We start from the raw sequence: 25715 nt of genomic DNA, 5'->3' as shown, positions 1-25715 counted from the left end.
GAGACGCCTGACACAGGGGGAGTTCACCCGTGGCCCGCCGCATCGCGCCCATAGCCGCCACGTTCGCCGCCACGGCGGCGCTACTGCTCACCGCTTGCGGTGGGGGTGACGATTCGTCTTCGACGGATGACATCCAGGGGGCGGATACGGGCTCGAAGAGTCCTTCGGCTTCGGCTTCAGCGGCATCGAACGCGGAGCGCCCCGTCATCAAGCTTCCGGCCAGCTTCCAGGCAAACTTCGAGGGCTGGACGAACAGCGACCCCGAGCTCCAGACCGTCCTCAACGACGGCAAGGAACGCCTCCGCGCTTCGTACGCCGCCATCATCGCCGGTGACCCCGAAGCCGACTCTCTGTCCTTCTACAGCGGGCAGGCAGCGATGAGCACCGGCTCCACCTGGGTCAAGGGCTACAAGGGACTGACGATCACCGGGGAAGTCAAGGTCTACGACCCAGAGGTCACCTACCTGGGCAAGAACAAGACGCGTGCCACGCTCTTCTACTGCGTAGACGAGAGCAAGGGCTACAGCAAGGACCTCAAGACGGGCGAGACCGCGGGAACTCCCGAGGGCGAGTCCCCGAAGGTGCAGTACCGCACCAGCCTCGGGAAGGAAGCGAACGGCGTCTGGAAGACGATGACCGTCGAGACCGAACCGGGAGCGTGCTGATCATGCTGACTCCCCGCAAGACTCTCGGAAGTCTGCTCGCTTCACTGACGCTGGCAGCAGCGCTGGCGCCAGCACCGGCCCTCGCCCTCGGCGAGCCGGGACACGAAGGGGAGACGGGCGCCGACTCCGACGCCAACGGCACCATCTCCGCCTCTGCCCGCAACTCCCGGATCAAGATCACCCAGGTCAGCGGCCCCACCGGAGGCAACACCGGCAACATCTCCTCGACGGACGTGAACTGGGAGCCGCCGCCCTGCTGGTACGAGCCCGCCTTTACGCCCGAGCAGCTCAAGGAGTTCTCGGAGACGAACGGCCAGGGCGACGTCAGCCCCCACGTGGCCTGGTACGGCGAGAAGCTCTGGACGGACCACTACAGGGACCGCCAGGACGCGACCAACTGGCACGACGACGAACTGTCCACCGCCAAGGGCTACGACAACTACAACCTCGGCCAGGACGGCTACTTCTGGCGCGGCGTCGCACCTGACAACACTGACCCAGAGTCATGGGACTGCGATCGCGTCATGTTCTGGCAAGACGCGGGCGAGATCCCCGACGTACCGAACGCTCCCACACCGGAGATCCTCGCCGAGTACGCCTACGACAAGGTGAAGGTCCCCGACACCGAGATCGAACTGAAGCCGGAGGCCAAGTCGACGGTCAACGCGCCCACTTGGGTGTGGCTGGACAAGGGCACGTTCAAGGAGGTCAAGGTCCGCGCCGAGCTGCCCAACACAGGCCTGTGGGCAGAAACGACCGCGAAGCCGATCGCTCTCCACCTGGAGCCGGGCACAGACGACGCAGAGACCTTCCCCTCCTCCGGCGACTGCGCGATCAACGACGACGGCTCCATCGGCACCCCGTACAAGACGGGCGACGCCGGGAAGATCCCACCGTGCGGCATCAGGTACCTACGGGCCACCAACGGCGAACCGTACGAACTGTCCGCCTCGGTGACTTGGGAAATCACCTGGGAAGGCGCGGGCGGCGATGGCGGCGACCTCCCGAACGGCACCTTCGAGACCACCCAGGACATGAACGTCCAGGAAATCCAGTCGATCAACCGCTGATGCATTCCACCTCTTTCCGGTCCGCTGTCCGTCCGCGGCTCACCAAGCCGCGGACGGGGGTGTACCGGCCGTGGTTGTGACACAGCGCGGGAGATCTGCAGCGGTCGCAGATCGACCGACCCCCGGTGTGGCCGCCCGCCAATACGTGCGCGGCGGCCGAACCGAGGTTCTGAGACTCTTCGCAACTGTCATGCCACAGGCCTCACGGCGCCGGCACAGTCCCCAACGCCGCTTCGATACCTGCTACTTGCCCTTGATAGCTTCGTTCTCTATTGCACACGCCTGACACAGGGAGAGTTCGCCCGTGGCCCGCCGCACCGTGCCCACCGCCGCCACGTTCGCCGCAACAGCGGCGCTGCTACTCACCGCCTGCGGTGGGGGTGACGGCACCTCTTCGTCGGATGACGTCAAGGGGACGGATACGGGGGCGAGCAGCCCGCCTGCTTCCGCGTCAGCGTCAACGCCTTCCGAGGCCAAGCGCCCGCAGATCACGCTCCCGAGCTCCTTCCAGCTCCCCTTCGCGAACTGGACCAGCAACGACCCCGACGAGCAGGCCGTCCTCAACGCCAGCAAGGAGGAACTCCGGGCGGGGTACGCGGCCATCATTGCGAACGACCCCGATAGCAAAGCCGTCAGCTACTACCACACCAAAGAGGGACTGTCGCAGGCCCGGGAGTGGATCAAGTCTTACACCGACAAGAACCTCACGGTGATCGGCAAGCTGCCCGTCTTCGACCCCAAGGCCACCATCGGCGACAACAAGACCAGCGCGTCTGTGTCCTACTGCACCGACGAAAGCATGGCGCGCACAAAACACCGCGAGACGGGCAAGGTCGAGGGGAATCCAGCGGGCATGCACCCCGAGGTCTTCTACCTGGTCTCCATGGCCAAGAACGCCCAGGGCGTGTGGCAAACCGTGTCGGTCCGTTCCGAGAGGGGCGGTTGCTCACAGTGAAGCGGCTGCACTTGTCACTGGACACGAACGTCCAGGGAATCCAGTCGGTCAACCGCTGACGCTACGCGGCCCGCAAGTCGCACCACACGTACTTGCCCTTGTCGCCGTCGCGTCGCAACGGATGCCAGCCCCAGTCATCGGCGCAGGCGCGGACGAGTTCGAGACCGCGCCCCGCCTCCGCGTCCACTGCGTGCGCCAACTCCCGTGGAGGCGGCGGCGGTTCAGGGTCGGCGTCCCAGGCCTCGATGCGTAGGACTCCGTCCCGCCAGTGCAGGCGCAGGGACGCGGGCCCTTTCGTATGCCGTACGGAGTTGGAGACGAGCTCGGTTACCAGCAGCTCGGCGACTTCGGTGAGCCGGATCAGCCCGTGGATGGTGAGGATCAGCCGCAAGGTGCGCCGGCAGACGGTGGCGGCTCGAACGTCATGCGGGATGTGAAGCGTGTACCCCCAGGGCTCGTCCATGGGTTTGGGCATGCGTGAACTCCATTTGATGGAAGGAGAGTTGGCGAGAGGGTGCGGCGGTCGACGGGCGATGGCTCGGCCGCAGCCGTCACGGCATGACGGAGCGGTGCACTTTCGGAGCCCCGAGGTTCCGCAGCGTGTGCGACGCGTCACCGACAGTAGAGACCAAAATTGGCTTCTCGCAACCCGCTGCCGTAATCTCACCCCGAACGGGGCACCGTTCCAAGGCCGTTGAGACGAGGAGGAGCCCATGGCACGGAGACGGGAGCCCACCGCACGTCAGATGCGCCTCGGGGCCGAACTACGAAAACTCCGCGAGGCAGCAGGACTCAAGGGTCGCGAGGCCGCAGCGGCACTGGGAACCGACTCGGCACGGCTGAGCCAGATCGAGTCCGGGATCGTAGGCATGAGCGAGAACACCGTCCGTCGGCTTGCCGCCAATTACGCGTGCACGGACCAGGAGTTGGTGGAAGCACTGGCGGCGATGGCGACCGACCGGACGCGCGGCTGGTGGGAGGAGTACCGAGGCCTACTGCCCACGCCATTTCTGGACATCGCCGAAGTGGAGCACCACGCCACGTATCGGTACGACGTCGAGTTCCTGCACGTCCCTGGCCTCCTTCAGACGGAGGACTACGCGCGCGCCGTCTTCTCGTACCGGGTTCCGGAACTCCCCGATACCGACCTGGAGTTGCGCGTCCGCCATCGGATGCAACGGAAGGTCGTCATCGAGAGCCCCGCGGCCATCCCGTACGAAGCGGTGATCCACGAGGCGGCGCTCCGTATCAGGGTCGGCGACCGTGCTGCCGCACGGGCTCAGCTCGCCAGCGTCCTGGAATTCTCCGAAATGGACCACGTCACTGTGCGCGTCATCCCTTTCGACCTGGACGGCTTCGCCGGAGCCTGGAGCGCCATGACGTACGCGGGCGCCAGGGTGCCCAAGCTGGACACTGCGGTACGCGACGCACCCCACGGAACAGCCTTCATCGACTCAGAAGCCCAACTCACCGTCTTTCGAACGCTTTTCCGTAAAGTGGAGACTGTGTCGCTCGAACCCGAGCGTTCGCGCGACTTCATCCACAGGCTGGCGAAGGAACTGTGAGGCGCACCATGACCACCCCTGACAACTGGCAGAAGTCGTCCTTCTCCGGCGGCGGTGACGGCAACTCCTGCGTCGAACTCGCCTCCACCCCCACCATGATCCACCTCCGCGAAAGCGACACCCCCACCACTCAACTCACGACCACCCCCACCCCCCTGGCCAATCTCCTCCACTCCATACGCTCCGGAGCCCTGGCCACACCTTCGACGTAACCGCAACAGGCCCCGGATCAGTCGGCTGCTGTTGGCGAATCCGGGCGACAGTGCGGGCGCATCTCCCGACACCGCCGCCCCCCGGTAGGCAGTCACGGGAATGTGACACTCGCGGGGGTGAGTGTCACATTCCCGCGACCGACCACCTGCCCCGGGAGGACTCGCCAACAGCACCCAGGCGATCCGGGACCTGCGGCACCCGCTCCGTCAGTGCGCGCCGGCGTGAACGCTCACGCCCGCCACGACACCGTCGGCCGAGGCCACGGCAAAGGCGTCGGCGCAGAGGTCGACGTTGACGGGCCCGGCCTGGAGAAGGCCACCGCCGGACACACCGCCTGCGAGGCCGCCGGACACGTTGTCCAAGCCGGCGTCGGAGAGCTCGGCGGTTTCAACCTGGGGGGTGAAGTTCATGGCGCGCGTTTCCCTTCGGATGTGAATTTCGCGATGGCGGAGTTCGCCCGATTCCCAAAAACCGGGAACCATTCCCGGCAACTCACGCCGTGCGCAGGATCAAAGCACGCCTACGAATGCACGGCCAGCCGCTGCCCACCCTTGCGGGACGCATTCCGATGCCCAACTTCACACCCGTGACGACCAACTCACCGAATACACCAACTCCTTCACACACCCGTCCACGCCGGTGCACGCACAACAGTTGCCACCAGGTTTCCAAGCCGGACATCCAACCGCCAAAGCCCCATGCCGCAAAACAGGTGTGACAGCTATTCAGGTTCCGCATGACCTCGCGGTGAATGCTGTGCAGGTTTCCCAGATCTTCCGCCGCAGCCCGACTGTCCGCGCGTCCGGGCGCCGCAGGGCGCAGCCAGTAGTGGGCCGCTCACCATTCGATGACATGAACGACAGCCGGGCTCGTCGCTGTGTTATCCAAGGGCAGTGACGACTTCCAAGACCTCCAGCAGACCCTTCGATGCCGTGCTGTGCGACCTCGACAACGTGATCCGCTTCTTCGACACAACCGAACTGGCACGCCTGGAGCGGGCAGCGGGGCTGACGGAGGGCACAACCGCGAAGGTGGCATTCTCACCGGAGATAGACATGCCCCTGCTCCTGGGCGCGATCACCAAGCAGCAGTGGGTGGAGTCGATCGTGCTCCGTCTCGCCGGAGAGGTGTCGGAGGCCCAAGCGCGCGAGTTGGGTACGGCATTCGCCAAGACGCCGTTCTGGGCCGACGACGTCGTGGTGGACATGCTCCTTCAGGCGCGGCGCCACATGCCCTTGGTGCTGGTGACCAACGCGACCGTGGAACTGGAGGATGAGCTGGCCGGGTTGGGACTGGCGGACCTCGCAGACCACGTCGTCAGTAGCGCACGGGTGGGGGTGGCCAAGCCGGACCGGAAGATCTACGAGATCGCGGCCGAGCGGGCGGGTGTCGCCATGGAGCGGTGTCTGTTCGTGGACGACCTGCCCGAGAACGTCGAAGCCGCAGTCCGGCTTGGGATGACAGGCGTCCACTACCGCGAACCAGCGGACCTGCGTGGGACGTTGGGCTTCCTGCTGGACAGCTGAGCCCGCTCCTCCCGTAGCACTCACGGAGGCGTTCCACGACATCTTCATTGCGGTAGCGGGTAGCTTGCCCGCAGGCGCCACGCACACCACAGGGGGATCGAAGACATGGCCAAGCCCGACCTCGCGCTTCCGCTCAGTGAGCTGGAGGACTACGGGAGCCGACTGCGTGACATCAAGCAGCGTATGAACCACACCAAGAAGCTCTTCGAGTCCTATCGGGACGACGTGGGCGACGGTGGGGTCTACGACAAGCTCGAGGAATTCGAGTCCAACTGGGAGGACGGCCGCGAGGACATCAACCAGCAACTCGATGCCCTGGCCAGCATGTCCGACGCCATTGTCCGCGAGTTCAAGAAGGTCGACGACGACCTGGCGAAGAAGGCCCGCGATGGCGTGAAGACGAAGGAGAAGGGCGGGGGCGACAAGTAGGCCGTCAGCCGACCTCGTTCTCGGCCACCGCTTGGCCGTGGACGACCACGTCTCCGCCGTAGAACATGCCTGTGAAGACCGGGGAGTACGTGAGCTGGACCTCGACCTCCACCTCGTCCGCGTTGGCGGCCACACAATGCGTGGCACCGATGTCCGCGCCGGACATGTCCATCTCGTTGGCGAAAGCCTTCACGCGGGCGTCGCAGTTCTCGAAGTTGATGGGGGCTCCGCCCTCCTGGTTCTGGTACAGAGCTTCGAGATCCACGTCCTGGGCGGCGTAGCGGGCGGCCTGCTCCGCTATGTCGGCTGCGCGTTCGCGTTTCGAGATGGAGAGGCCGCCGTCGATCACGAAGGCCGACAGCGACAGAAACACCAGCGCGAAGATGATGACCGCGCCGGCTCCAGAGCCCCGATCGTCGAGGCGTGCACGGCGCGCGTCCCACCAACCGCGTGCGGCGCACGGGATGCGCCCGCCCATCTCCCCCATCACGCCTTCCTTTTGAAGGGATCCAGCGGTGCCGTGAACGACGCCGTCAGGGTGGTCGGGACGTCCAGGCCGATCATGGCCAGACCTCGCACCTGGCAACTCACCTCGACGGTGAACAGGTCGGCGTCCGCGAAACCGGGGCTCGTCTTGTTCACCGTGACGGGGCCCGAGCAGACATCCTCCAAGTTGGCCTCCGCGGCCTTCCTGGCCTCCGCCATCGCGGGGCCCTCCTCCCGCTGCAGGGACCCGGAGCGTGCCGCATCCCGCGCCGCCCCGTCCAACGCTCCACGACCGTCAACCAGTTGCCCAAAAGCCACCAGGACGAGCAGGAAGAGGATCATCACGGGAGCGAGGATCACGACCTCGACCGTGGACAGCCCACGGTCACGGTCCCCGGAAGCCAGAACCCGCACCCGTGCCCGTACAAACGAGAACATGTCGAAAGAGCGCATCTAGTTCCCGTCATCCTCCACGAACCGCTCCACCGGTCCCGAAGACTCCGCGTGCACCGTCAGATCCAGCCCGGGAAAGACCGACGGCACCTGGGCCGTGATCTCCACGCCCACCGTGTTCTCCTCCGGCTGGAGCATCGTCACGTCGGGCGCGAGGACCAACTGCGGCCCCAGCTGCTCGATATAGCTGTCGACCACGTTCTGCGCCTCGCCCCGCCAGGCGCCCGGCTGCTCGTCGGCCGTCGCGCGCGCTTTCCGCGCGCCCGCCTGCGCCGCCGCCTGGGCCACATGATCGGCGAAGAAGTACAGCGCGAACTGCACCGTCGCGAAGATCATGAAGAAGAGCACGGGCGTGAGCAGCACGAACTCGATCGCGGTCATGCCGGAATCGCCGCGGGCGGAGGCGGCCTCCACCCGGCGGCGCACCCAGCGTCGTACGCTCACCAGCAACCCCGTATGACAGAAGGAGAGTTCAGCAGGTCTTGCCTGCGTCCGCGCCCTCGATGCAGTCGCCCACCTTGTTGGCGCCTTCGCTCAGCGCCTCATTGATGATCGCGGCCACAACGCCGACGATCGCGACGACGACCGCCGAGATGATGACCCACTCCACCGCGGAGGCCCCCCGGTCGAGCTCCCCGGAGCGGGCGCGCTGCACCCTCGCCTGGAGGAAGGTGATCAGGAAGTCCACCCCCGGGATCCCGGTGCTGAAGTTCCGTCCGTTCATGGTGAGTTGTCCTCTCAGTGATCTCGAAAGTAGTGGTCGGCGTCAGACTTGGAACACACGCATCGCGGCCGGAAAGATCAGGAACACGAGGAACCCCGCACACAGCAGCAGCTGTGCCACAAGCATCGACTGCGACTTCTCCCCCGCACTGCCTTCGATATCGGCGAGTTCGCGGTGCCGCATCGTCTCGGCACGCGAAGCGAGGGATTCGCGGACCTTCGCGCCGTCGTCCGCGACGAGCGCCAACGATGCCGAGAGGTCCTTGAGTTCCTCGACGCCCAGCTCCTCGCCGAGCGAACCGAGCGCCTGCCACTGGCTGATGCCGGTGATCCGGGCGTCGGACAGCGCGTTACGGATCCGCTGGGTCGCCCAGCCGTCGGAGATCTCGGCGGCGGCCATCAGGGCCTCCGGGAGACCGCGGCCGCCGGCCAGGCTCATCGACACCAGGTCCAGGTACGCGCCGATCACGCGCCGCAGGTCACGCCGCTTGTCGGCCGCGTCCCGGCGCACCTCCAGATCCGGCAGGAAGAAGAAGAGCACCGCGAAGAGGAGCGCCAGCCAGACCGGGATGATCGGGCTCCTACCCACGCCCAGCGTCCACACCACGGCGAACAGCAGCGGCCCGAAGAACAGACCCGCGGCCCCCAGCAGCACCTTCGTCGCGAGGAACTTCTCCCAACTCCGGTCCAGGACAGCGAGATCGGCCCGCAGCGTCCGCAGCTCCCAGCCCTGCTGCATATAGAACTCGGCGACGCGCTGGCCCACTCCGGCCCGCAGACTGCCCAGCCGCCCGTCGTCGGCGGTGCGATGCGAGGACTCGTACGCCGCGCCCCGCGCCCGCATCGCGTCGATGCGCGCGACCTGGGAAACCGCGCTGCGCTTGGACGGCATCAGGGCCCGTACGAGGACGTAGACGCCCAGGCCGATGGCGGCACCGATCACGATCGGCATGGTCAGGTCCATCAGCGACGCACCCCCTCTTCGGACGGAACCGACGCCTGGCCCGGACCCGACGGTCCCGACGGTGACGGCTGCGACTGGGCAGGCATCCGGGGTCGTACGAACTGGACCGCCGCCTCGTCCCTGACCAGGAACCTTTCCGGCGTCTCGATCGTCGACAGTTTGCGCAGCCACCAGAAGCCGAGCGCGAACAGGGCGCAGACGCAGGCGAGTACGAGCTGTCCGATGGCCGTGCCGTACGGCTCGACGAACTCGCGGTTGAAGATGGACAGTCCAAGCACGAAGGAGATCGAGACGGCGACAACGATCTGTACGGACCGTCGCGTCGAGGCCCGCTGTGCCATGACGCGCTGCCGCATGTCGACCTCCTCGCGCGCCGACTTGGCGAGCGCGCCGAGGACTTGGCGCAGACCCGGGCCGCGCAGCCGTGCGTTGAGGATGAGCGCGGCGACGATGATGTCGGCGGAGGCGTCGTTGATCTCGTCGGCGAGGTGCTGCAGGGCCTCGGGCAGCGGCGTACGGGAGCGGAGCCGGTCGACGAGGGCGTCCAGGTGCGGCCGCAGTACGGGAGCGGACGCTCGCGCGGACGCCGGGATGGCCTGCTCCAGACCGACCGCGCCCGCGATCGTGTCACGCAGCGACTCGGTCCAGGACGCCAGCGCCTCTACGCGGCGCATGGCGGCCTTCTCCTCGGAGGCGCCGCCGAAGAGCTTGTCCCAGAAGAAGACGAGTACGGCGGCGGCGATACCGGCCACCGCCCAGCGGGTGAGCAGCAGGACGACGATTCCGGCGCCCGCCGCGATCGAACCGCGCTGACCGGCGAACTTGATGAGCTCCCCGGCCCTTTCCCCGGACTTGTGCTTCTCGTGCGCGGGCTTGGCGGGCAGCCCCCGCACCGCGACGGCGAACAACGCGAGCCCACCGCCGACGGCGACCCCACACGCCAGCGCGTACAGCACCGTCGTGGAGAAGAGCCCGCCCATGGAGCCGAGCGAACCCAGCGCGGCAAGCTGCACGGCCGACCCCGTCATCTCCCCCGTCGCGTCCATCGCGTACGTCATTTCCGTCATCCCCATCAGCCCCAGTTCCCGGCGGGCCCGCGATACCCGTGCGCGACCAGGTCGTCGAGGCAGGACATGGGCGCATGCGGTACGACCCTGCCGTCGGCCGTCTCGGCGAACACCTCGCTGGACAGGACGCGTCCGTCGACGCCGTTGACCTCACGGATCGAGGTGACCATGCGCTGAAGTCGGCCGCCCGTCTGGTAGTTGTTGCGCCGCTGGATGAACACGACGAAGTTCACGGCGCCCGCCACGAGCATCTGGCTGGCCTCGATGGGCAGCCGCTCGTTGGCCTGGAGCGCGTACGTCGAAATACGGTTGAAGACCTCGCTGGAGCTGTTCGCGTGGATCGTGGACAGCGAACCGTCGTTGCCCTGCGACATCGCGTTCAGCATGGTCACGATCTCGTCGCCGAGGACCTCACCGACGATGACGCGCGAGGGGTTCATACGCAGCGACCGGCGCACCAGCTCGGCCATCGAAATGGCGCCCTGCCCCTCGGAGTTGGGCAGCCGCTCCTCGAACGCGACCACATTCGGGTGCAGGTCGGGGAACTGGTCGAGGCCCAGCTCCAGGGCGCGCTCGACGGTGATGAGGCGCTCGTGCGGCGGGATCTCATTGGCGAGCGCGCGGAGCAAGGTCGTCTTACCGGCGTTCGTCGCGCCCGCGATCATGATGTTCTTACGGGCCCGGACGGCGCAGGCGAGGAAGTGCCCGATCTCGGGTGTGAGCGTCCCGTTGCCGACGAGGTCCGACATGAAGACCTTGCCCATGCGCGCGCGGCGGATGGAGAGGGCCGGGCGCCGGGTGACGTCCATGACGGCGGACAGTCGCGAACCGTCCGGCAGCCGCAGGTCGAGCTGCGGGTTCGCGGAGTCGAAGGGCCGCGAGGAGAGACCGGAGTACGCGCCGAGGATCTGAATGAGCTCGATGAGCTCCTCGTCGTTCTCGGCGACGGGATCGGCCTTGATCTCCTCGCCGTTCGCGTATCCGACGAAGACCTGGTCGTACCCGTTGATGTCGATGTTCTCGACCTCGGGGTTGTCGAGCAGCGGCTGAAGCCGGCCGACCCCGAAGAGCGCGGCGTGCACGGCGGCCGCGTACTGCTCCTCGGTCTCGGCATCCAGCGGCGTACGACCGGAGTTGATCTCCGTACGGGCGTACTCCTCGAGGATCTGGGCGATGACCGCGCGGGCGTACTGCCGCTCGTCCTCGCTGGACATCGGCGTGACGCCGGAGACCTGGTCGAGGCGGCGCTGCTCGGCGATGCGGTCACCGGCCTCCTGCCGGAACCGCTTGACCAGCTGGTGGTCCACCGCGGTCATCGGCCGGCCCCCGCGGTGGGCTGCCCGCCCGACCCGCCGGCCGGTACGGCCCAGGCCGCCCCGAACTGCTGGTAGAGGTCCGCGGTCACCTTGCGCGCCGAGCGGATGAGCAGGGACTTGTCGAGCCGGCCACGCTTGCGTCCGGCCAACTGGTCGGCGCCGGACGGGTCGTCGGCGAGCGTGCCCACCACGCGGGCGCCCGTCTGCGCGGCCACCAGCATGTCGTTGACCTGGTGGACGAGCTTGGCGGAGTCGCCCGGGTCGGCGATGAGGATGACGCCGATGAGCGGGGTGGCGAGGGAGGCCGCGCCGCGGGCGCCGCCGTGCAGCTTGGCGGTGAGGGCGGCGGCCCGGTCGCGTACGCGCGCGATGGCCTCCGGCTCCGTACGGGAGATGAGGAGGACGAGGGCCGCCTGCGAGAACATCTCGACGGCCGGTGTGTCCCCCGCGACCCGGCCGCAGTCGGCTATGACATCGGCGGGCGCGTTCGGCGAGTCGGCGAGATGCGCGAAGGCCCGGCCAAGGGTCGGCCACAGCCCGGCGAGCCCGGCGGCCTGTTCGGCGTTCCCGAGCCCGACCAGCACCTCGAGGCCGCCGCTCAACGGCTGTACGTGGTCCCACAGTTGATCCGGTACGAGTCCCCGGCGCGCGGTGGCGGCGATGGACAGCATGCCGGTGTTGGGGTTCAACGGACCGCCGTGCGCGGCGGCACTGCGGTACACCAGGTCACCGCCGGCCGGATCGGTCTCCGCCAGCAGCACCCGGCGGGGCCAGACCGCGGCGAGGGCGACGGCGGCCGTGGTGACGCCGGGGGAACCCTTGTCGGCGGCGAGAGCAATGAGCGCCATGTCTCTTTTTGTCTCTCTCGCCCTTAGTTGCCGGGCACGAGGACGACGGCGACCTCGCCGGCGGCGGCGGCCTGGGTGAGGGCGGGGACGTCGTCCTGGTCCACGAGCACCGTGATGGCGAGGTTGCCGGTGGTGATGGTGGCGTCGTCGCCGGTGCTCTTTGTGTTCACGCGCGCGTTGTCGACGAGGAGGGTGTCGGTGCCTGTGGCGGTGCCGCCGGACGAGGAGTTGTCGGAGTTGGAGCCGGTGCTGGTCTTGCTGGCCCGGTAGGCGGCGACGGTGTCGCCAACCTTCAGGTTGGCCGGGTACTGGCCCTCCTTGAGGGCGAGGCCTACGGAGGCCTTGCCGGCGGGGAGGGAGGCGGACTTGCCGAACATCTCGCCGACGACGACGGAGCCCCCGTAGATGGTCGACTTGGCCTTGAGCGTCTTGAGGGCGTTGAACTCGGACCACTCGACGTAGTTGACGTCGGAATCCGCATTGACCAATACAGAGGTCACGTTGCTCTTGGAGACGGACTCGCCGGCCTGGATGTCGACGCCCTCCTTCACCTGGATGACCTCAATACGATCCCCGGCGCGCAGCACGAGCATCGTCGCCCCCAGCGCGCCGACCAGGATGAGCAGCACGGCGAGAGCGGCGAGTGCCGGTTTGCGCTCGCGAGGTGGCGTGGGAAGACGCTCACCCATGGCCGGCTGAGCCGGCGCCGCGGAACGGTTGTTACCCGCCCCCGTACGCTCTTGGATCTTCACGCAACCGCTCCCCGTACACCCAAGAAGGTTTCCGTCATTTGGGACACTCCATTCGGCATCGGACGTACCGCCCGACCTGGCCGAATAACCAGCGACTTGAGTGCTGGAATGAGTGTCAAGTCATCGCACCGTATCAGGGGCGCATAAGCCCCTCAAGGCGCGCCAACGATCGCGAACCTCACAGGACTCGACGTTATCCACGCGCAACGAAGGCCGGTTGGTTCCCCGTTGAGTACGGGCCTTGCTGAGCAGGTTTCGCTGTGCGAGCGCGAACGGCGTGACGCCCGCGAGACACGTGATCGCCATGCGGAGGCCACCGTTCCTGCACGAATTACTCACGCGTTAAGGAGCGGGCGGTGTGGGCCGGGGGATGACCTTCCAGGTCGGAGGGCGCCCCGCGACCGCACGCTCGCGCCTCCGGTGACGGTGAGTGTTCAGCCTTGTTGACAGTGTGAGGGGCGGTACCCCAGGATCTGTTGATCGCGTTTCCGCTGGGAGTTCGAGCGGGTCCGCGCACGGGGAACGTCGTCTGCCCGACGAGCAGTTGGGCCTTTCCTGGTGCAACTCCGGTGGCTTGCAGCCCCGTAGAGCACCGGCATCGCAATCGGCACCTCCGACCGCGTAGCGCTGTGTGGCTGTGCCGCGGCTGTGGCTGTCGCTGTGGCTGTTCCGCGTTGTGGCCATGCCGCTGTGGTGCCGTGCCGTTGTGGCGCCGCGCCGCCGTGCTGCCTGCGCGAGTAGATCCCCCCACAATCACAACACCCACAAGGAGCTTGTCTTGCTGCACCAGAAAACCGCCCTGCGCGTCGCCGCGCCCGTCGCCGTTCTCGCGCTCGCGCTGACGGCGTGCGGCGGCGGGGAGGACAAGGCCGACGCGAAGAAGCCCGCCGGCAAGGCGAAGGCGGCGGCGACTCCGGCCGAGGCGGCCTCCGGTGGCGAGATGGCCACGGGCGAGAGCGCCGAGGGCAAGGTCGAGGAAGAGGACGGCAAGGTCACGTACGACATCACCGCCATGAAGGTGGACGTCGGCACCGAGGCCGAGGCTCAGGAACTGGTGCAGGACAAGGCGGAGGCCAAGGGCATGGTGCTCGCGGTCGCGCACCTCAAGTTCACGCACAAGGGCGGCCCGGCCCTGACGTCCGACTCCGACGCGGCCGACGGCACCAGCATCTGGGCGGACGGCAAGCGGGGCACCCTGCTCATCGGCGCCGCCGACGACGCGCCCGGCTGCGAGGACCCGTACGACGTCGAGAGCTGGAAGACGGGCGAGAGCCACACCTTCTGCGACTCGTACCTGATCCCGGCGAACGCCAAGGAGATGGAGGTCCGCTGGGCGGAGGAGGACGGGGAGCCGTTCATCTGGAAGTTCCCCGGCCAGTAGGGCAGTTGCTTCCACCGGCAGCCATCGATAAGGAAAGGAAGAGGAATGAAGAGATCCGCTGCCCTGACCGCCGGCGCCCTCTCCATAGCCGTACTCACCGGCCTGACCGCCTGCGGAGGCGGTGACTCGGAGACGGACGCGGCGGCGGACAAGCCCAAACCTGAGGCCTCGGCCACCCCTTCGAAGGGGCCGAACCCGGCTGATCGCCTGGCGAAGCTCATGGTCACCCAGGCCGAGATAGGCGGTGACTACGAAGTCGCGAAGGCAGACCTGGACCCGGAGTACGCCTTCGCCAAGTCTCAGGACGAGGTCACCCTCGACAAAGAGGTCTGCGCCCCACTGGCGTACGCGATGAACCAGCTCCCGCTGGGCGAACCGCAGGCCTTCCTCACCCATTTCGCGTCGATCAACCCGCTCACCAAACCGTCCAACTACATAACGCTCAACGCCTACGAGGAGGAGGGCAAGGCGGAGTCCGCCATGGCCGGCCTCTCCAAGGCGGTGGACTCCTGCGGCGCCGGCTTCACGGCCAAGGCGAACGGCAACAGCGGCAAGCACGACACCGTCACCGCGGAGAAGACCGATGCGGCAGGCGACGAATCCCTCGCCTTCAAGTCCACGATGACGTTCAGGGGGGTCACGCATACGGTGCACGGCGCGGCCGTACGCAGCGCCGACGTCGTCGCCGTCTACTTCTCAGTGAACGGCTCGGCCATCTCCAAGGGCTACCCCAGCGACACGAAGATCCCGGCGATGATCCTGAAGAAGCAGAACGCGAAGCTCGGTTGACGGGTGTGCGTCGGCCCGGGTACCTGGTACCCGGGCCGGTGTTCTGCTCAGGCCCGATACGGGCCCCGATCCCTCTTGATAAGGGCCGTTCTTAATAAGGGCCGTTGACGTTGTCGATCGAGCCGTATCGGTCGGCGGCGTAGTTGCAGGCGGCCACGATGTTGGCGACCGGGTCGAAGGGGTCCGTCGACGTGCCGGGCACGTGGTAGGCGCTGAAGGTCGGGTCGATGGTCTGCAGGAGGCCCTTGGACGGGGTGCCGGCCGCGGCGTTGGAGTCCCAGTTGTTGATGGCCTGCGGATTCCCGGACGACTCGCGCATGACGTTGCGGTGGATGCCGTCGTACGAGCCCGGAATCCCGTGCTGGGCCATGATGTCCAGGGCTTCCTTGATCCAGCCGTCGAGGTCGTTCGAGTACGTCTTCGCGGCGGCTTGCGTGGCAGCGGCGGGCGCCGCGGACTTGGCGGCCGCCGGGCTCGCGGCCGCCTTCTTCGTACCGACCGTCAGCGTGAGACCCGGCTTGATCATCGACGGGTTGTTCCCGATGACCGCACGGTTGGCCTTGTACAGCCCCTGCCAACCGCCGCTCGTGCCATGCTTCTTGGCGATCTTGGTCAAGGTGTCGCCCTTGGCCACCTTGTGCGTGACGAGCTCTACCTGCGGAGCGGCGGCTTGCGCGACCTGCGTGACCTGCCCCGACGGCTGGGCGGCGTGGGCACCGCTCACCGCCACGAACGGGAGCGCGAGCGCGACGCCACCCGTTCCTACGGGGACGAAGGCGCGGGCGATGCGGCTGACTCTCGTACGGCGGTGCTTACCTCGTGCGGGCATGACGAATTCCTCTCCGGCGCCTGCGAGGTGAGCTGTCGGGTTCGGGCGGGAGCTGCCCGGCCGCGCGGGGAGCGCGACTTCACCCCAAGCCGTTCCGGTTGCCCGGATCGGCGACTTACCTGGGTCCCCCGCTCCTGCCGTAGCGCGTGGACGAATGGGGTTCCGGAGCGGCGGCAGGATTAGGCGTTCCGTCCGGATCGAGACGTGAACGTATGCGAGAGCACACACCCGAAACAAGCCTCGAAATCCCGGTGCGCCCCTTATGAACTCGCTAAAACGAGGGGCAAATCGCCCGATTATTCCGGAACGCGACTCTCAACTTACGTTCTGCAAAGCAGAAGTTGTCGAGGTGCGCCTTCAACGCCCATTCCATCCGCACGTGACCCATTTCACGCGATCAAGTACCACTAAGACTGAACAAAGCGGCAATGTAGGCAACTCGGGCATTGCGCGTTCCTGGGGGCGGTCCGGGGCGGGGCTTGCAGAACCCCTTGCCGGTCGGCCCCTAGGCACGTTGACAGGCGACTGCCGCCATGCTGCGATGAGGCGCTTCCCAGCCGGACCTGCGGACCTGCGCCGCGTCGCATGCCGCTCAGGCACCGGATCGACGGCCACCTGACCGGGCGACGCCCGAAAGCAGAGCGAGGACCCATGCCGCAGCGCGCCGCGACCATCGTCGGCGGCGGAATCGGCGGCCTCGCGGCGGCCATCGCCCTGCACCGCCGGGGCTGGCGCGTCGAAGTCCTGGAACGTGCCCCGGAGTTCACCGAGATCGGCGCCGGCATCTCGCTGTGGCCGAACGCGCTGCACGCGCTTGAGGTGCTCGGCCTGGCCGACGACGTACGGGCACTCGGCGCCGTCGAGGCCGCAGGTGGCGTACGGGACCGCCGGGGCCGCTGGCTGTCCCGTACGGACAACGCGGAGCTGGCGCGCCGCTTCGGCCAACCCCTCGTGGTCCTGCACCGCGCGGACCTGTTGCGGGTGCTCACCGAGGCACTGCCCGCCGACAGCCTGCGGTCGAGCAGCGAGGTGTCCGCGGTCCGCGACGACGGCCACGGTCTGGTCGTCGATCACCGCGGGGGCACAGGGGGCGGGTCCCGGCCCGACGTCGTGGTCGGCGCCGACGGGCTGCGCAGTGCGGTCCGCCGCACCTTGTGGCCTCACGCGGCCGGCCCCAGGTACGCCGGTTACCCGGCCTGGCGCATGGTCACCGAGCCCTTCGCCGAGCCGCCCTCCGAGGGCGCGGCGATCTGGGGCCGTGGAGAGAGGTTCGGCTACACGGCGCTGCCGGGCGGGCGGATGTACTGCTTCGCGACGGCGTCGCTGCCGGAGGGAGCGGCCTCCGGCTCGTCCTCGCCCTCGCTCTCGTCCTCGTCCGAGCACGCCGAACTGCTGCGCCGGTTCGGGTCGTGGCCAGATCCCGTGCCCGCCCTGCTGGCCGCCGTCCCCACGGAGGCGGTGCTCCGGCACGACCTGTACGAGCTTCCGCCGCTGCCCACCTTCGTACGCGGCCGGGTCGCGCTGCTGGGCGACGCGGCCCATGCCATGACCCCCAACCTGGGCCAGGGCGCATGCCAGGCGCTGGAGGATGCGGTCACCCTCGCCCACTGCCTCGACGGCACCCCGGACGTTGGCGCCGCACTCCGCTCGTACGACCTGCTGCGCCGCCCGCGAACCCAGGCAATCACGCGCCGCTCCGCCCGCCTCGGCGCAGTCGGCCAGTTGGCGTGGCCGCCCGCGGTGCTGCTGCGCGACACGGCCGCCCGGCTGACGCCGACGCGGGCGACGCTGCGTTCGATGACGCCGGTGCTCGGCTGGACGGCGCCCGCTGACCCGGCGACCGCGACGAAGAGCGAGAGCAAGAACAAGGGCGAGAGCGAGAGCAAGGGCGACTGATGCCGGACTGGACGTATCACCCGCTGCGCGGCGCGGCCGCCGCTGTCCTCGGCCGTCGCCGTTCGCAGCGCACCGCACTGCGGCTGCTGGCCTCGATCGGCTCCCGTCCCGCCGGCGCACGGCTGATCGCCCGGGGGTTCGGCCACCGCCACCCGCCTGAGCGCCTCGCCGGTGAGATCGCCGGCGTACCCGTGACCGTCCGCCTCGGCATAACCGTCCCGCCCTCGCTCGCCCGCGACACGGTACGGGCCATGCCCCCGCTCGGGGCCGGCGTCGTCGAGGTGTCACCTGTCTCGGCGGCCGATGTGGAGACCGTACGGAAGGCCGCTGCCGGCCGCTCGATCCCGCTGGTCGTCCGCACCGGCGATCCGGAGACCGAGGCCGCCCTCAAGCCGTACGTCGACGGGTTCACGAGCGGCGACGACCCGGACGGCGTCCATGTGTCCGACCCGTACGGTGACAGGTTCACCAGCGGCGACGACCCGCACTTGGTCTACGTGTCCGACCCGTCGGTCACCGCCGCGGCCGCCGCGCTCGAGGAGCCGGGCGCCGTCGTGTTGGCCCGGCCCGAGGTGCTGGTCGAGGCCGGACCCGGCTGGTTCGCACGGGTCACCGAGGCGGCCACGCCCACCGCGCCCCCTCCGCGGCTACGGGACGTCGGCCGCGATCCGCGCCGCTGGCCCGCCTGGTGGTGGGCGCTGCTCGTCGGGCTCGGTATGACGGGCGCCGGACTCGGCGCCGCGGCGATCACACTCGGGCCGGTACTGCTCTGGTACGACCGCGACTACCTCGGCATGACGGTGCATCAACTGCACGCCGCCAACCACCACCTCGTCCACTTCCTCCAGCACGACCGGATCACCATGGCCGGCACGATGGCATCGATCGGCGCCCTCTACACCGGCCTCGCCGTGGGCGGCATCCGACGCGGCTGGCCCTGGGCCCGCGAGGTGTACCTGCTCTCGGGAGCGATCGGCTTCCCCACCTTGTTCTACTTCCTGGCCACCGGCTTCGTAGAACCCCTGCACACGGCCACTGCCCTCGTACTGTTCCCGATGTTCGTGGCCGCGGTCCGCCGCACCCCGCACACACCACGCTGGCACCTGCCCCCCGAGGGCCCGGAACCGGAACGCCGACGGGCCCTGACCGGCCAACTCCTGCTGATCGTCACGGGAGCGGGCCTGTTCATCGGCGGAGCGGTGATCTCGGTGGTGGGCCTGACCGGCGTCTTCGTACCGACCGACCTGACCTTCCTGGGCACGAGCGCGGAGGCGCTGGAAACCCTGAACCCCCGGCTTGTGCCGTTCGTCGCGCACGACCGGGCGGGGCTGGGCGGCGCCCTGATGTCCGCCGCGGTGGCCATCGTCCTGCTCAGCGCGTGGGGGTGGCGGCGGGGCGAGGCGTGGGTGTTCTGGACGCTGACTGCGGCTGCGGCGGCCGGCTTCTTGCCGGCGGTCGTGGTGCACAGCGTGATCCACTACACGGACTTCGTCCACTTGGCGCCGGTCTACTTCGGCATCGCTATTACGGGTACGGGCTTGCTGCTCGCGCGTCCGTACCTTTGCGCCAAGGCGTCGGCGGGGCCAGAGGGCTGACGGTGCGTCTCGGAGAACGCCCTGCCCCAGACACCCCGACCGTCGGCCCAGCCTGAGGGACAGGTCAGGTTCAGCTTTCGCTGGGCCACTCACCCGTCGGCCCACCCGAGCGGCTGGCTCGGCTCTCGCACCCCTAGCGCGGGCACTATCCGACCGGGGCACCGGACGGCAGCCGAACCTCTCCCGTGCCGCCGTCGAGCCGCTCGCGCAGGCACGCGAGCAGGACGCCCATCGGCGCCAGCGCCAAGGGCAGCAGCACAAGCGCCACCGCAACCGGGGTGATGATGACGAGGACGCCGGTGACCCACACGTTGTCCTCGGTGGTGGCCAGCATGAGCAGCCCCGCCCAGTGCGCCACATACGTCCCGAGCCACTTCAGCACGTTGAAGACCACGGCGACCGCGAGCGTGCCCAGCAGGAAGATCCCGGTGGTGTACAGACGTGCCGTACCGGTCAGCGTCCAGGAACGGCGCATCGCCGCCGTTGCCGAGGAGTTGTCCGCCACCCGTACCGCGGTGGCCAGTGAGAAACGGGCCAGAAGGACGCCTCCGAGCGCCCAGATCACGACGGGCAGGATCCGTCCCACCAGGATGAACTGCACGGTCGCGGGATCGTGGTACGTGGGCCACACAACCCCGGGCACCATCTCCAACTCGAGGAGAACCAGGACGAACAGGCCCGCCAGTGCCGGGACGAGGACGCACACCAGGGTCAGCAACTGCACGCGGAACGCGGTCCCGAAGTGCGGACGGCAGCGGCGCCACAGCGCGCGGAGGCCGAGCGCACCTGGGGCCGCGGCAGCGCACGTGCCCGCCACCGCTCGTTCCCGCGCGTACGCGACGGTGACGGCCTGGGCGGTGAGCAGCCATGCGATCAAGACCATGGCGACGAGGAGCAGCAGCGGGAACACGCATAACGCGACGTTGACGAGGCTGTCCTTCTGGTCGGCGTACGCGACATAGGAGTCCTCGGACGCGATGCTGAACTCGGCGTCTCGTCTGGCTTGCAGGAAGAGCCCCCACGACGCAGCGAACGCGCCTGCCACGATCCCCCCTCCGACCAGCAGCGCCACCACGCCGGCCAGAACGGCGGAGCCGAACACCGGGCGCCGGCCACGGCCGGTGATCCGCAGGGCCTTGACCACGACGGAGGTACCGGCCCGACGGTCCTCCGAGCTGATCACTGAACTGTTGCTCGCCATGCCGCACCCTCTCTATTCCTGGGCCCGTAGACGGCGGCGGTGCTCTCCCGGTTCCGCGCAGGCCAGGCAAAATCCTGCCAGAAATTCAGCCGGGAGCTTACTCAGAGCGGAGTAGGCTCCACATTGCGAGCCATTCGGTCTTCTTTGACTGGTACCGCAGATCCGGAACAATACGTGACAGCATTTCGTGCATATACGGGCGATTCATAGGGTTCTGGGGGCGGGTCGTCGGTTCGCCAACAGCAAGGCCTAGAGCGTGTCACACGAAGTCGCCGCTTGGACGGAATTTGTGCTCTGCGACAGGGAGTTCCCAGAGTATCTCTGAGCGTACGTCTCCCTCCAGGACCGCGAGCAAGAAGCTGGTGCAGGTCATCTGGTGGTGTTCCCACTCAGCGCCGCGGCCCTCGTTCACCATCACCGTCCAGGTGTCGGGCTCTTGTCCGAACCGCGCTAACCAGAAGACAAACTCACCATTCTCTGTGGTGGCCCATGGAATGACACGGCTACCCTCTTCTTCCAGCTCACTGGGCTTCTCTTCGCCGTGGCCCCATAGCAACTCAAAGGCTTCCGCGCGCTCTCTTATCTCCGTGAGCAAATCGTAATGCTTGTTTGCACACCCCGGTTCGAGCAGCCAGAGACAGTTATCAAACAGCCCACCCCCATAGGTGTCGATGAGCTCTTTGTAGTCGCGAGGCAGGGATGTCCCAACCTCGTCCTCGATCAGACGCCAGTCCTTCCCCGAAGGCGTTGAGGCAGTGGGAACCAGTCATATCAGCCGCTCAATTGATGCACTCATGCGAATTCAGAAGCCCCAGGGATTCGGGTGCGGCGTGAGGGATGCATCCTCGGACCAGATCAATCGCGCTTCCAAGTCGCTGCCCGGCGTCGCCACAAAGGAGTTGACAGAGCAGGAGCGACGAGACGTCGAAGTCGCTCTCAACCTCTTCTACGGTGAAGAGACATGGTCGTGCTGAATGCGGGCGACGTCCACGTCGAGGCGGCGTGACGGAAGAATGCCGGGGCGGGCGACGCCGTTACTCCTCGCTGTCCTCGGCGGGCTCGTTCGCGTCCGGATACGCGACGAAGGTGCCCTTCGCGGGGAGTGTGACGACGAGGCCGCGGTCGCGGAGTTCGCGGGTGGCGCGGCGAGCGGTCAGGTGGGCGACCCCGTACTCGGCGGCAAGGTCGCGCTCGCCCGGCAGCCGCGCACCAGGTCGCAGCTCCCCTGACTCGATGCGGGCCGCGATGTGGTCCGCCATCTGCATGTAGACGTAGGCAATCTTCGTCGGGTCGATCGGCGACTGCCCTGACTCTCCTGTCATATCGAACAACGTACGACAGCACGTAACTACATGGCTCCTTGGAGCACGGCTAACCGCTATACACCACCCATGTGCACCCTGTACCGTGCTGGTTACTGAACGAGACCCCGGCGACGGAGGCAAGCCGCCCCGGGGCATGGCCGACGCTGAATAGGAGCGCCAGCATGCTGGACCTTACTCTTCGCTTCCTCGCCTGGATGCTGAGCATCTGCACCCCACGCCCCCGAGGCCGCCACCGCCTCGGCTCCGTGCCGCCGCTGCGGTACGTCCCTGCCCCGCCGCCCCGTTTCACCGGCGTGCTCGACGGCAGTGCATCCCGCCTCGTACGCCCTTACGTGCTGGACGCTGCCGAACACCGCCGCCAACGCGAACGCCGCCGCGCCCTCTACCTCGCCACGCTCGGCATCGACGTCGGCCCGACCCGCATCCACGGCATCCGCGTACCGGCGGCCACCCGATGACCCGCCCCGCCATGCGGATGTGCGCCCGCTGCCACCGAACGACAAGCGAACCGGTACTCGTGCACGAGGTACACGCGGCAACTGGTCCCGGCTTCAACGTCTACGCGTGCTCCGAGTGCGCCGACCACTACCCAGCCATGACCGACCCACTGGAACTCGCCGAGACCCCTCGCCGGCGCTCCCGCCTCACCCTGCGCATCTACAAGGTCAACGCCCAAGGCACCATGACCGAGGACCAAGGCAAGGTCGAAGTCCTGACCGCCGCCCGCACCGAACCCGTACCGCGAACGTCGGCCTTCCCACCATGCGAATGCCCGCGCTGTCGGACACAAGCACGCAGCCACGTCGAGGACCTCACCACCTGAACGCCCCGCTTCCGACACCGCAGCGCTTTGCGTCGCGCAGCAACGCGAATCGCTGCAAACACCCCCAACCCACAGCCCCGAACGCTCACCCAGCGTTCGGGGCCGCACTGCACCCAGACACGATCAGGCCACAAGAGCAATCCAGTTGCCCCGATTCATCCCCATCTACCCAGCCATGCAAGGAAGTTCGCTGTGGCGAAACCGTCCGCCCCGCGAATACCGTCGTTGCCCTCGACCGAACCTCTGTCCCACGGGGAGTCCACAGTGAAGCGCCGCCCTTTGCCCGTTGCTGCCGCGCTCGCCGCAACCGCAGCCCTGCTACTGACGGCCTGCGGCAGCGGGGACGGCGGGCCGAAGGACAACGACAAGATCGCGGGAGCCAATCCGGGAGGCTCGGAGGAGTCAGCTTCGCCGAGCGCAAAGGCGCCGGATTCCGCAGAACGACCCAAGGTCACCCTCCCCAAGGACATCACGAACGTCTTCGAGAGCTGGAAGACGGGCGACACGACGAAGGACGCGGTGCTCACCGACATCAGCGAACGCATCAACGCCACGGACGCGGCCATCACGGCCGGCGATCCGAACTCTGCGGCGCTGAAGTTCTACTACGCCGATGAAGCCCTGGTCGACGCCGTGCAGTGGGTCCAGGGCTACAAGAACGACGGCAAGTCGATCACGGGGAAGACTCGCTACTTCAATCCCGAGCTCGAGGTCTTCGACAAGGACACGGCGGCCCTTGCGTACTGCTCGGACGAAAGCAAGGCGTACGACAAGGACCGTAAGACCAACAAGGCCGACGAGACGACCGTGACGAAGAACTCATACGTCACCTACAACGCGCGCGTGCAGAAGAACGAGCAGGGCCTCTGGCAGACCACAAGCCTCCTTTCGGAGAGGGGAAACGCGAAGTGCGCTCCGTGACAGCGCGGAGGTGGTGGCTCGCCGCGGAGGTGGCTGCCACCAGGTTCGTACCCGCTACCTCGTCCGCACGTCACCCCGAGGAACAACCATGGACCTGAACTCGGCCCAGCGCATCGTCGAGGCGGAAGCTGCCCGCACCGGACTCGGCACCGGCCCCAACCGTCGGCTCAGGCTGACCATGCTCATCGGAATGCCCCTGGTTTTTCCGGTGATCGGAATCATGATCCTGGTGCCGAAGTCTCTGATGAACGTGGTTCTTTACGTCTACGAGGCCGGGATCATCGGCTGCCTCCTGCACTATGTCTGGGTCTTCGTGCAGTACCCCCGGTACGACGACCGCCCGCCCTACCTCACCCGGGATCTCGCCATGGGCGGCGGCTTCTTCCTGCCCTCGATGCTCCTCGGTTTCTGGCCGGGCATCTTCGCCGCACCGGCGTGGGCGCTCTTCGTCGGTCTCGCCTTTGTCGTGGAAGGAATCAAGGAGCGTCGTGACCACCGCCGGGCCCCGGCCGGCTTCAACCTGGTCCCGCCGCCCGGCCAGGCCCAACAGCGGGCCCGAAGCGGTGCTGCCCGAACGCTCCCCCCACCCTCGCCCCGACAAAAAAGTCCCTCCATGTCCGCCGCCACCCTGTGGAGCACCGACCTCGGCCCGCTCCACATCGATACGGATGCCAACCCAGGCCTCTGGGAGTACTTCTACCTCCAGATCGACAAGAAGACCTTCAAGGAGTGGCTGGAGGCCTACCTGCCCCATCTGGCCGCCATCCACAACATCGAACTCACCCGCAAACTCCGCAAGTTCCACAAGGATTTCTACGAGCGGACGCTGGTGACTCTCCGGGACAAGCTCCAGGCCGACGAGGCGTTCATTTACCGCCCCGTTCCGCTGACGTACATGCCACTGGTGATGCACGCCACCCGCTTCCACTGCCAGGCCCCTGACGCGGCCTCCTGCGAGGGAATCGCCGCGCTCACGGTGCCGCACCCGGAGATCCCCGAGTGGCAACAGCGCACCAGCAGCGCCGCTTTCGCCTCCCCTTACCTGGGTGGGGACGGGGTCCGGGTCACCCGCTCTTATCCCGCGGACGGCTCCATCATGATGACCTCGGTGACGTACCACTGGCACACCGCGCCCGGCCTCCCCGACGTCTGCCTACGTGGGCACCACGACGATCCGGAAGTGATCGCCGCGGTAATGGAGCCCCTGGACGACTTCGCGCGGACGCTCCGGCTTCCTGGGGCGGCTCATTGAGCGACTCGGTCGGGGTACCTGGTGCCGTTCAGCCTGCCGAGGAAGCCCACTGGATCAACCTGCCTGAGTATGCGCGCATGGACGCGATGAGTACGCCTTCCGATGCCGCGGGCGGTCGGCGTTGATGGGGTAGAGCCCATGACGACGCAGAACGATGCTGTGCAGCTCCCTGCTCCTCACAAGACGTGGTGGAAGGCGCCGCTCGTGACCTCCCTGCCCGGACTGCCGCTCCTCGCCTGGGAGTACAGCCTGTACTGGGCCGACGGCGCCACCAGTGGCTACGGTCTCTTTCTCTACTGGGCCATGGCCCTGTTCGCGCTCGCTTGGGCTCTCCCCCACCGCCGGTCCGTACGGACGTACCGCACGGTGGCGGCGTCGCTCGGGCTCGGGTTCGTGCTTCTGCCCGTAATGCTCGTGCTGCTGCTGGGGGCGGCACTGGCTTCGAGCTGAGCTGAACTGAACTGTCAGAAGCGTTCGACCTCTTCACTGCCCGGTTTGAAGCCGTCCTGCCACGAGTCCCCCCATCGAGGAGTTCCAGATCCGAACGGCCGCCTCACGCCACCACGGAATCCCCGTCGCGCAAGCAATGCCTGAATCCCGGCAAATAGCACCCCACACCCCGCCCCGAACGCGCTTTCCGCGCTCGGGGCCCTCGCGTGCCCAGACACAAT

The 25715-nt window shown here is 67.6% G+C and carries 31 protein-coding genes and 1 riboswitch; of the genes, 16 read left to right on the top strand and 15 right to left on the bottom strand.

What is annotated here, in order from left to right:
• Positions 1-29: 29 nt before the first annotated feature.
• The 3 genes from ACQEVY_RS27760 (at position 30) to ACQEVY_RS27750 (ending at position 2690) form a co-directional block, all read left to right on the top strand.
• Complete coding sequence (locus ACQEVY_RS27760) at positions 30-665, top strand: hypothetical protein (protein ID WP_432952142.1); 636 nt, start codon at positions 30-32, stop codon at positions 663-665.
• Positions 666-667: 2 nt separating this feature from the next.
• Positions 668-1735 (top strand): hypothetical protein, encoded by a 1068-nt coding sequence (locus ACQEVY_RS27755; RefSeq protein ID WP_432952141.1) that lies wholly within the window; start codon positions 668-670, stop codon positions 1733-1735.
• Between the two features lie 304 nt (positions 1736-2039).
• Complete coding sequence (locus ACQEVY_RS27750; protein ID WP_432952140.1) at positions 2040-2690, top strand: hypothetical protein; 651 nt, start codon at positions 2040-2042, stop codon at positions 2688-2690.
• A gap of 61 nt (positions 2691-2751) precedes the next feature.
• Here ACQEVY_RS27750 and ACQEVY_RS27745 read toward each other — a convergent pair whose 3' ends face one another.
• Positions 2752-3165, bottom strand: a complete 414-nt coding sequence (locus ACQEVY_RS27745; RefSeq protein WP_432952139.1) for an ATP-binding protein — start codon at positions 3163-3165, stop codon at positions 2752-2754.
• A 238-nt stretch (positions 3166-3403) separates the two neighbouring features.
• On the opposite strand from ACQEVY_RS27745, the gene ACQEVY_RS27740 reads away from it, so the two are divergent.
• The gene (locus ACQEVY_RS27740) at positions 3404-4255 is read left to right on the top strand and encodes a helix-turn-helix domain-containing protein (RefSeq protein WP_432952138.1); all 852 of its coding nucleotides are present in this window, start codon (positions 3404-3406) and stop codon (positions 4253-4255) included.
• Positions 4256-4263: 8 nt separating this feature from the next.
• A complete protein-coding gene (locus ACQEVY_RS27735) occupies positions 4264-4467 on the top strand; it encodes a DUF397 domain-containing protein (RefSeq protein WP_432952137.1) in 204 nt (67 codons plus the stop codon).
• Positions 4468-4674: 207 nt separating this feature from the next.
• On the opposite strand, the gene ACQEVY_RS27730 is transcribed toward ACQEVY_RS27735, so the two are convergent.
• On the bottom strand, positions 4675-4878 hold the full coding sequence (locus tag ACQEVY_RS27730; protein ID WP_432952136.1) for a hypothetical protein: 204 nt from the start codon (positions 4876-4878) through the stop codon (positions 4675-4677).
• Positions 4879-5361: 483 nt separating this feature from the next.
• On the opposite strand from ACQEVY_RS27730, the gene ACQEVY_RS27725 reads away from it, so the two are divergent.
• Together ACQEVY_RS27725 and ACQEVY_RS27720 are read left to right on the top strand one after the other, a co-directional pair.
• A complete protein-coding gene (locus tag ACQEVY_RS27725) occupies positions 5362-5994 on the top strand; it encodes an HAD family hydrolase (RefSeq protein ID WP_432952135.1) in 633 nt (210 codons plus the stop codon).
• 105 nt (positions 5995-6099) lie between these two features.
• Entirely contained in the window at positions 6100-6423 is a 324-nt protein-coding gene (locus ACQEVY_RS27720; protein ID WP_432952134.1) for a hypothetical protein, read from the top strand.
• 4 nt (positions 6424-6427) lie between these two features.
• Here ACQEVY_RS27720 and ACQEVY_RS27715 read toward each other — a convergent pair whose 3' ends face one another.
• From ACQEVY_RS27715 to ACQEVY_RS27675, 9 genes are read right to left on the bottom strand one after another with little or no spacing between them, the layout of a single operon-like run.
• A complete protein-coding gene (locus tag ACQEVY_RS27715; RefSeq protein WP_432952133.1) occupies positions 6428-6910 on the bottom strand; it encodes a TadE/TadG family type IV pilus assembly protein in 483 nt (160 codons plus the stop codon).
• Complete coding sequence (locus ACQEVY_RS27710; RefSeq protein WP_432955426.1) at positions 6910-7347, bottom strand: TadE/TadG family type IV pilus assembly protein; 438 nt, start codon at positions 7345-7347, stop codon at positions 6910-6912. The genes ACQEVY_RS27715 and ACQEVY_RS27710 overlap by 1 nt, the downstream gene beginning before the upstream one ends.
• A gap of 15 nt (positions 7348-7362) precedes the next feature.
• Complete coding sequence (locus ACQEVY_RS27705) at positions 7363-7812, bottom strand: TadE family protein (protein ID WP_432952132.1); 450 nt, start codon at positions 7810-7812, stop codon at positions 7363-7365.
• Between the two features lie 22 nt (positions 7813-7834).
• Positions 7835-8086 (bottom strand): hypothetical protein, encoded by a 252-nt coding sequence (locus tag ACQEVY_RS27700; RefSeq protein WP_432952131.1) that lies wholly within the window; start codon positions 8084-8086, stop codon positions 7835-7837.
• A gap of 42 nt (positions 8087-8128) precedes the next feature.
• Positions 8129-9049 (bottom strand): type II secretion system F family protein, encoded by a 921-nt coding sequence (locus ACQEVY_RS27695; RefSeq protein WP_432952130.1) that lies wholly within the window; start codon positions 9047-9049, stop codon positions 8129-8131.
• Positions 9049-10077, bottom strand: a complete 1029-nt coding sequence (locus ACQEVY_RS27690) for a type II secretion system F family protein (protein ID WP_432955424.1) — start codon at positions 10075-10077, stop codon at positions 9049-9051. Before ACQEVY_RS27690 ends, ACQEVY_RS27695 begins: the two co-directional genes overlap by 1 nt.
• A gap of 44 nt (positions 10078-10121) precedes the next feature.
• Positions 10122-11432, bottom strand: coding sequence for a CpaF family protein (locus ACQEVY_RS27685; RefSeq protein ID WP_432952129.1), 1311 nt, complete (start codon positions 11430-11432; stop codon positions 10122-10124).
• Positions 11429-12280, bottom strand: a complete 852-nt coding sequence (locus ACQEVY_RS27680; protein ID WP_432952128.1) for a hypothetical protein — start codon at positions 12278-12280, stop codon at positions 11429-11431. Before ACQEVY_RS27680 ends, ACQEVY_RS27685 begins: the two co-directional genes overlap by 4 nt.
• 23 nt (positions 12281-12303) lie before the next feature.
• A complete protein-coding gene (locus ACQEVY_RS27675) occupies positions 12304-13032 on the bottom strand; it encodes a hypothetical protein (RefSeq protein WP_432952127.1) in 729 nt (242 codons plus the stop codon).
• A gap of 778 nt (positions 13033-13810) precedes the next feature.
• Between ACQEVY_RS27675 and ACQEVY_RS27670 the strand changes: the two genes are divergently transcribed.
• Positions 13811-14413, top strand: a complete 603-nt coding sequence (locus ACQEVY_RS27670) for a hypothetical protein (protein ID WP_432952126.1) — start codon at positions 13811-13813, stop codon at positions 14411-14413.
• Between the two features lie 45 nt (positions 14414-14458).
• A complete protein-coding gene (locus ACQEVY_RS27665; RefSeq protein ID WP_432952125.1) occupies positions 14459-15202 on the top strand; it encodes a hypothetical protein in 744 nt (247 codons plus the stop codon).
• A 91-nt stretch (positions 15203-15293) separates the two neighbouring features.
• Here ACQEVY_RS27665 and ACQEVY_RS27660 read toward each other — a convergent pair whose 3' ends face one another.
• Positions 15294-16031 carry a transglycosylase SLT domain-containing protein gene (locus ACQEVY_RS27660; protein WP_432952124.1) on the bottom strand — a complete coding sequence of 246 codons (738 nt, stop codon included), beginning with the start codon at positions 16029-16031 and terminating at the stop codon, positions 15294-15296.
• A 4-nt stretch (positions 16032-16035) separates the two neighbouring features.
• A riboswitch (cyclic di-AMP (ydaO/yuaA leader) is annotated at positions 16036-16186 on the bottom strand.
• A gap of 496 nt (positions 16187-16682) precedes the next feature.
• Here ACQEVY_RS27660 and ACQEVY_RS27655 point away from each other — a divergent pair.
• Complete coding sequence (locus tag ACQEVY_RS27655) at positions 16683-17927, top strand: FAD-dependent monooxygenase (RefSeq protein WP_432952123.1); 1245 nt, start codon at positions 16683-16685, stop codon at positions 17925-17927.
• The gene (locus ACQEVY_RS27650) at positions 17927-19522 is read left to right on the top strand and encodes a hypothetical protein (RefSeq protein ID WP_432952122.1); all 1596 of its coding nucleotides are present in this window, start codon (positions 17927-17929) and stop codon (positions 19520-19522) included. Before ACQEVY_RS27655 ends, ACQEVY_RS27650 begins: the two co-directional genes overlap by 1 nt.
• Positions 19523-19667: 145 nt before the next feature.
• Here ACQEVY_RS27650 and ACQEVY_RS27645 read toward each other — a convergent pair whose 3' ends face one another.
• The 3 genes from ACQEVY_RS27645 to ACQEVY_RS27635 all read right to left on the bottom strand — a co-directional run bounded on the left by ACQEVY_RS27645 (position 19668) and on the right by ACQEVY_RS27635 (position 22045).
• Positions 19668-20723, bottom strand: coding sequence for a hypothetical protein (locus ACQEVY_RS27645; RefSeq protein ID WP_432952121.1), 1056 nt, complete (start codon positions 20721-20723; stop codon positions 19668-19670).
• 259 nt (positions 20724-20982) lie between these two features.
• Complete coding sequence (locus tag ACQEVY_RS27640; protein ID WP_432955422.1) at positions 20983-21489, bottom strand: SMI1/KNR4 family protein; 507 nt, start codon at positions 21487-21489, stop codon at positions 20983-20985.
• A gap of 268 nt (positions 21490-21757) precedes the next feature.
• Positions 21758-22045, bottom strand: a complete 288-nt coding sequence (locus tag ACQEVY_RS27635; protein ID WP_432952120.1) for a winged helix-turn-helix domain-containing protein — start codon at positions 22043-22045, stop codon at positions 21758-21760.
• Positions 22046-22209: 164 nt separating this feature from the next.
• On the opposite strand from ACQEVY_RS27635, the gene ACQEVY_RS27630 reads away from it, so the two are divergent.
• From ACQEVY_RS27630 to ACQEVY_RS27610, 5 genes are all read left to right on the top strand, one after another.
• Positions 22210-22506 (top strand): hypothetical protein, encoded by a 297-nt coding sequence (locus ACQEVY_RS27630; RefSeq protein WP_432952119.1) that lies wholly within the window; start codon positions 22210-22212, stop codon positions 22504-22506.
• A 137-nt stretch (positions 22507-22643) separates the two neighbouring features.
• Positions 22644-22871, top strand: coding sequence for a hypothetical protein (locus tag ACQEVY_RS27625; RefSeq protein WP_432952118.1), 228 nt, complete (start codon positions 22644-22646; stop codon positions 22869-22871).
• Between the two features lie 264 nt (positions 22872-23135).
• Positions 23136-23792 (top strand): hypothetical protein, encoded by a 657-nt coding sequence (locus tag ACQEVY_RS27620; protein WP_432952117.1) that lies wholly within the window; start codon positions 23136-23138, stop codon positions 23790-23792.
• An 88-nt stretch (positions 23793-23880) separates the two neighbouring features.
• The gene (locus tag ACQEVY_RS27615) at positions 23881-25044 is read left to right on the top strand and encodes a hypothetical protein (RefSeq protein ID WP_432952116.1); all 1164 of its coding nucleotides are present in this window, start codon (positions 23881-23883) and stop codon (positions 25042-25044) included.
• Positions 25045-25182: 138 nt separating this feature from the next.
• Positions 25183-25494 carry a hypothetical protein gene (locus ACQEVY_RS27610; protein WP_432952115.1) on the top strand — a complete coding sequence of 104 codons (312 nt, stop codon included), beginning with the start codon at positions 25183-25185 and terminating at the stop codon, positions 25492-25494.
• Positions 25495-25715: the final 221 nt, after the last annotated feature.

Origin of the sequence: Streptomyces sp. CA-288835 (assembly GCF_050936385.1) — a bacterium.
Taxonomy (GTDB): domain Bacteria; phylum Actinomycetota; class Actinomycetes; order Streptomycetales; family Streptomycetaceae; genus Streptomyces.
The sequence above is the reverse complement of the archived record's forward strand: the minus strand, read 5'-3'. Positions and strand labels throughout refer to the sequence as shown.

Coding starts and splice junctions, on each gene's coding strand:
- ACQEVY_RS27735 (WP_432952137.1), top strand. CDS start 4,264: ATGACCACCCCTGACAACTGGCAGAAGTCGTCCTTCTCCGGCGGCGGT.
- ACQEVY_RS27610 (WP_432952115.1), top strand. CDS start 25,183: ATGACGACGCAGAACGATGCTGTGCAGCTCCCTGCTCCTCACAAGACG.
- ACQEVY_RS27680 (WP_432952128.1), bottom strand. CDS start 12,280: ATGGCGCTCATTGCTCTCGCCGCCGACAAGGGTTCCCCCGGCGTCACC.
- ACQEVY_RS27630 (WP_432952119.1), top strand. CDS start 22,210: ATGCTGGACCTTACTCTTCGCTTCCTCGCCTGGATGCTGAGCATCTGC.
- ACQEVY_RS27615 (WP_432952116.1), top strand. CDS start 23,881: ATGGACCTGAACTCGGCCCAGCGCATCGTCGAGGCGGAAGCTGCCCGC.
- ACQEVY_RS27655 (WP_432952123.1), top strand. CDS start 16,683: ATGCCGCAGCGCGCCGCGACCATCGTCGGCGGCGGAATCGGCGGCCTC.
- ACQEVY_RS27740 (WP_432952138.1), top strand. CDS start 3,404: ATGGCACGGAGACGGGAGCCCACCGCACGTCAGATGCGCCTCGGGGCC.
- ACQEVY_RS27645 (WP_432952121.1), bottom strand. CDS start 20,723: ATGGCGAGCAACAGTTCAGTGATCAGCTCGGAGGACCGTCGGGCCGGT.
- ACQEVY_RS27710 (WP_432955426.1), bottom strand. CDS start 7,347: ATGTTCTCGTTTGTACGGGCACGGGTGCGGGTTCTGGCTTCCGGGGAC.
- ACQEVY_RS27715 (WP_432952133.1), bottom strand. CDS start 6,910: ATGGGGGAGATGGGCGGGCGCATCCCGTGCGCCGCACGCGGTTGGTGG.
- ACQEVY_RS27685 (WP_432952129.1), bottom strand. CDS start 11,432: ATGACCGCGGTGGACCACCAGCTGGTCAAGCGGTTCCGGCAGGAGGCC.
- ACQEVY_RS27720 (WP_432952134.1), top strand. CDS start 6,100: ATGGCCAAGCCCGACCTCGCGCTTCCGCTCAGTGAGCTGGAGGACTAC.
- ACQEVY_RS27700 (WP_432952131.1), bottom strand. CDS start 8,086: ATGAACGGACGGAACTTCAGCACCGGGATCCCGGGGGTGGACTTCCTG.
- ACQEVY_RS27650 (WP_432952122.1), top strand. CDS start 17,927: ATGCCGGACTGGACGTATCACCCGCTGCGCGGCGCGGCCGCCGCTGTC.
- ACQEVY_RS27695 (WP_432952130.1), bottom strand. CDS start 9,049: ATGGACCTGACCATGCCGATCGTGATCGGTGCCGCCATCGGCCTGGGC.
- ACQEVY_RS27625 (WP_432952118.1), top strand. CDS start 22,644: ATGACCGACCCACTGGAACTCGCCGAGACCCCTCGCCGGCGCTCCCGC.
- ACQEVY_RS27755 (WP_432952141.1), top strand. CDS start 668: ATGCTGACTCCCCGCAAGACTCTCGGAAGTCTGCTCGCTTCACTGACG.
- ACQEVY_RS27635 (WP_432952120.1), bottom strand. CDS start 22,045: ATGACAGGAGAGTCAGGGCAGTCGCCGATCGACCCGACGAAGATTGCC.
- ACQEVY_RS27660 (WP_432952124.1), bottom strand. CDS start 16,031: ATGCCCGCACGAGGTAAGCACCGCCGTACGAGAGTCAGCCGCATCGCC.
- ACQEVY_RS27690 (WP_432955424.1), bottom strand. CDS start 10,077: ATGACGGGGTCGGCCGTGCAGCTTGCCGCGCTGGGTTCGCTCGGCTCC.
- ACQEVY_RS27665 (WP_432952125.1), top strand. CDS start 14,459: ATGAAGAGATCCGCTGCCCTGACCGCCGGCGCCCTCTCCATAGCCGTA.
- ACQEVY_RS27730 (WP_432952136.1), bottom strand. CDS start 4,878: ATGAACTTCACCCCCCAGGTTGAAACCGCCGAGCTCTCCGACGCCGGC.
- ACQEVY_RS27745 (WP_432952139.1), bottom strand. CDS start 3,165: ATGCCCAAACCCATGGACGAGCCCTGGGGGTACACGCTTCACATCCCG.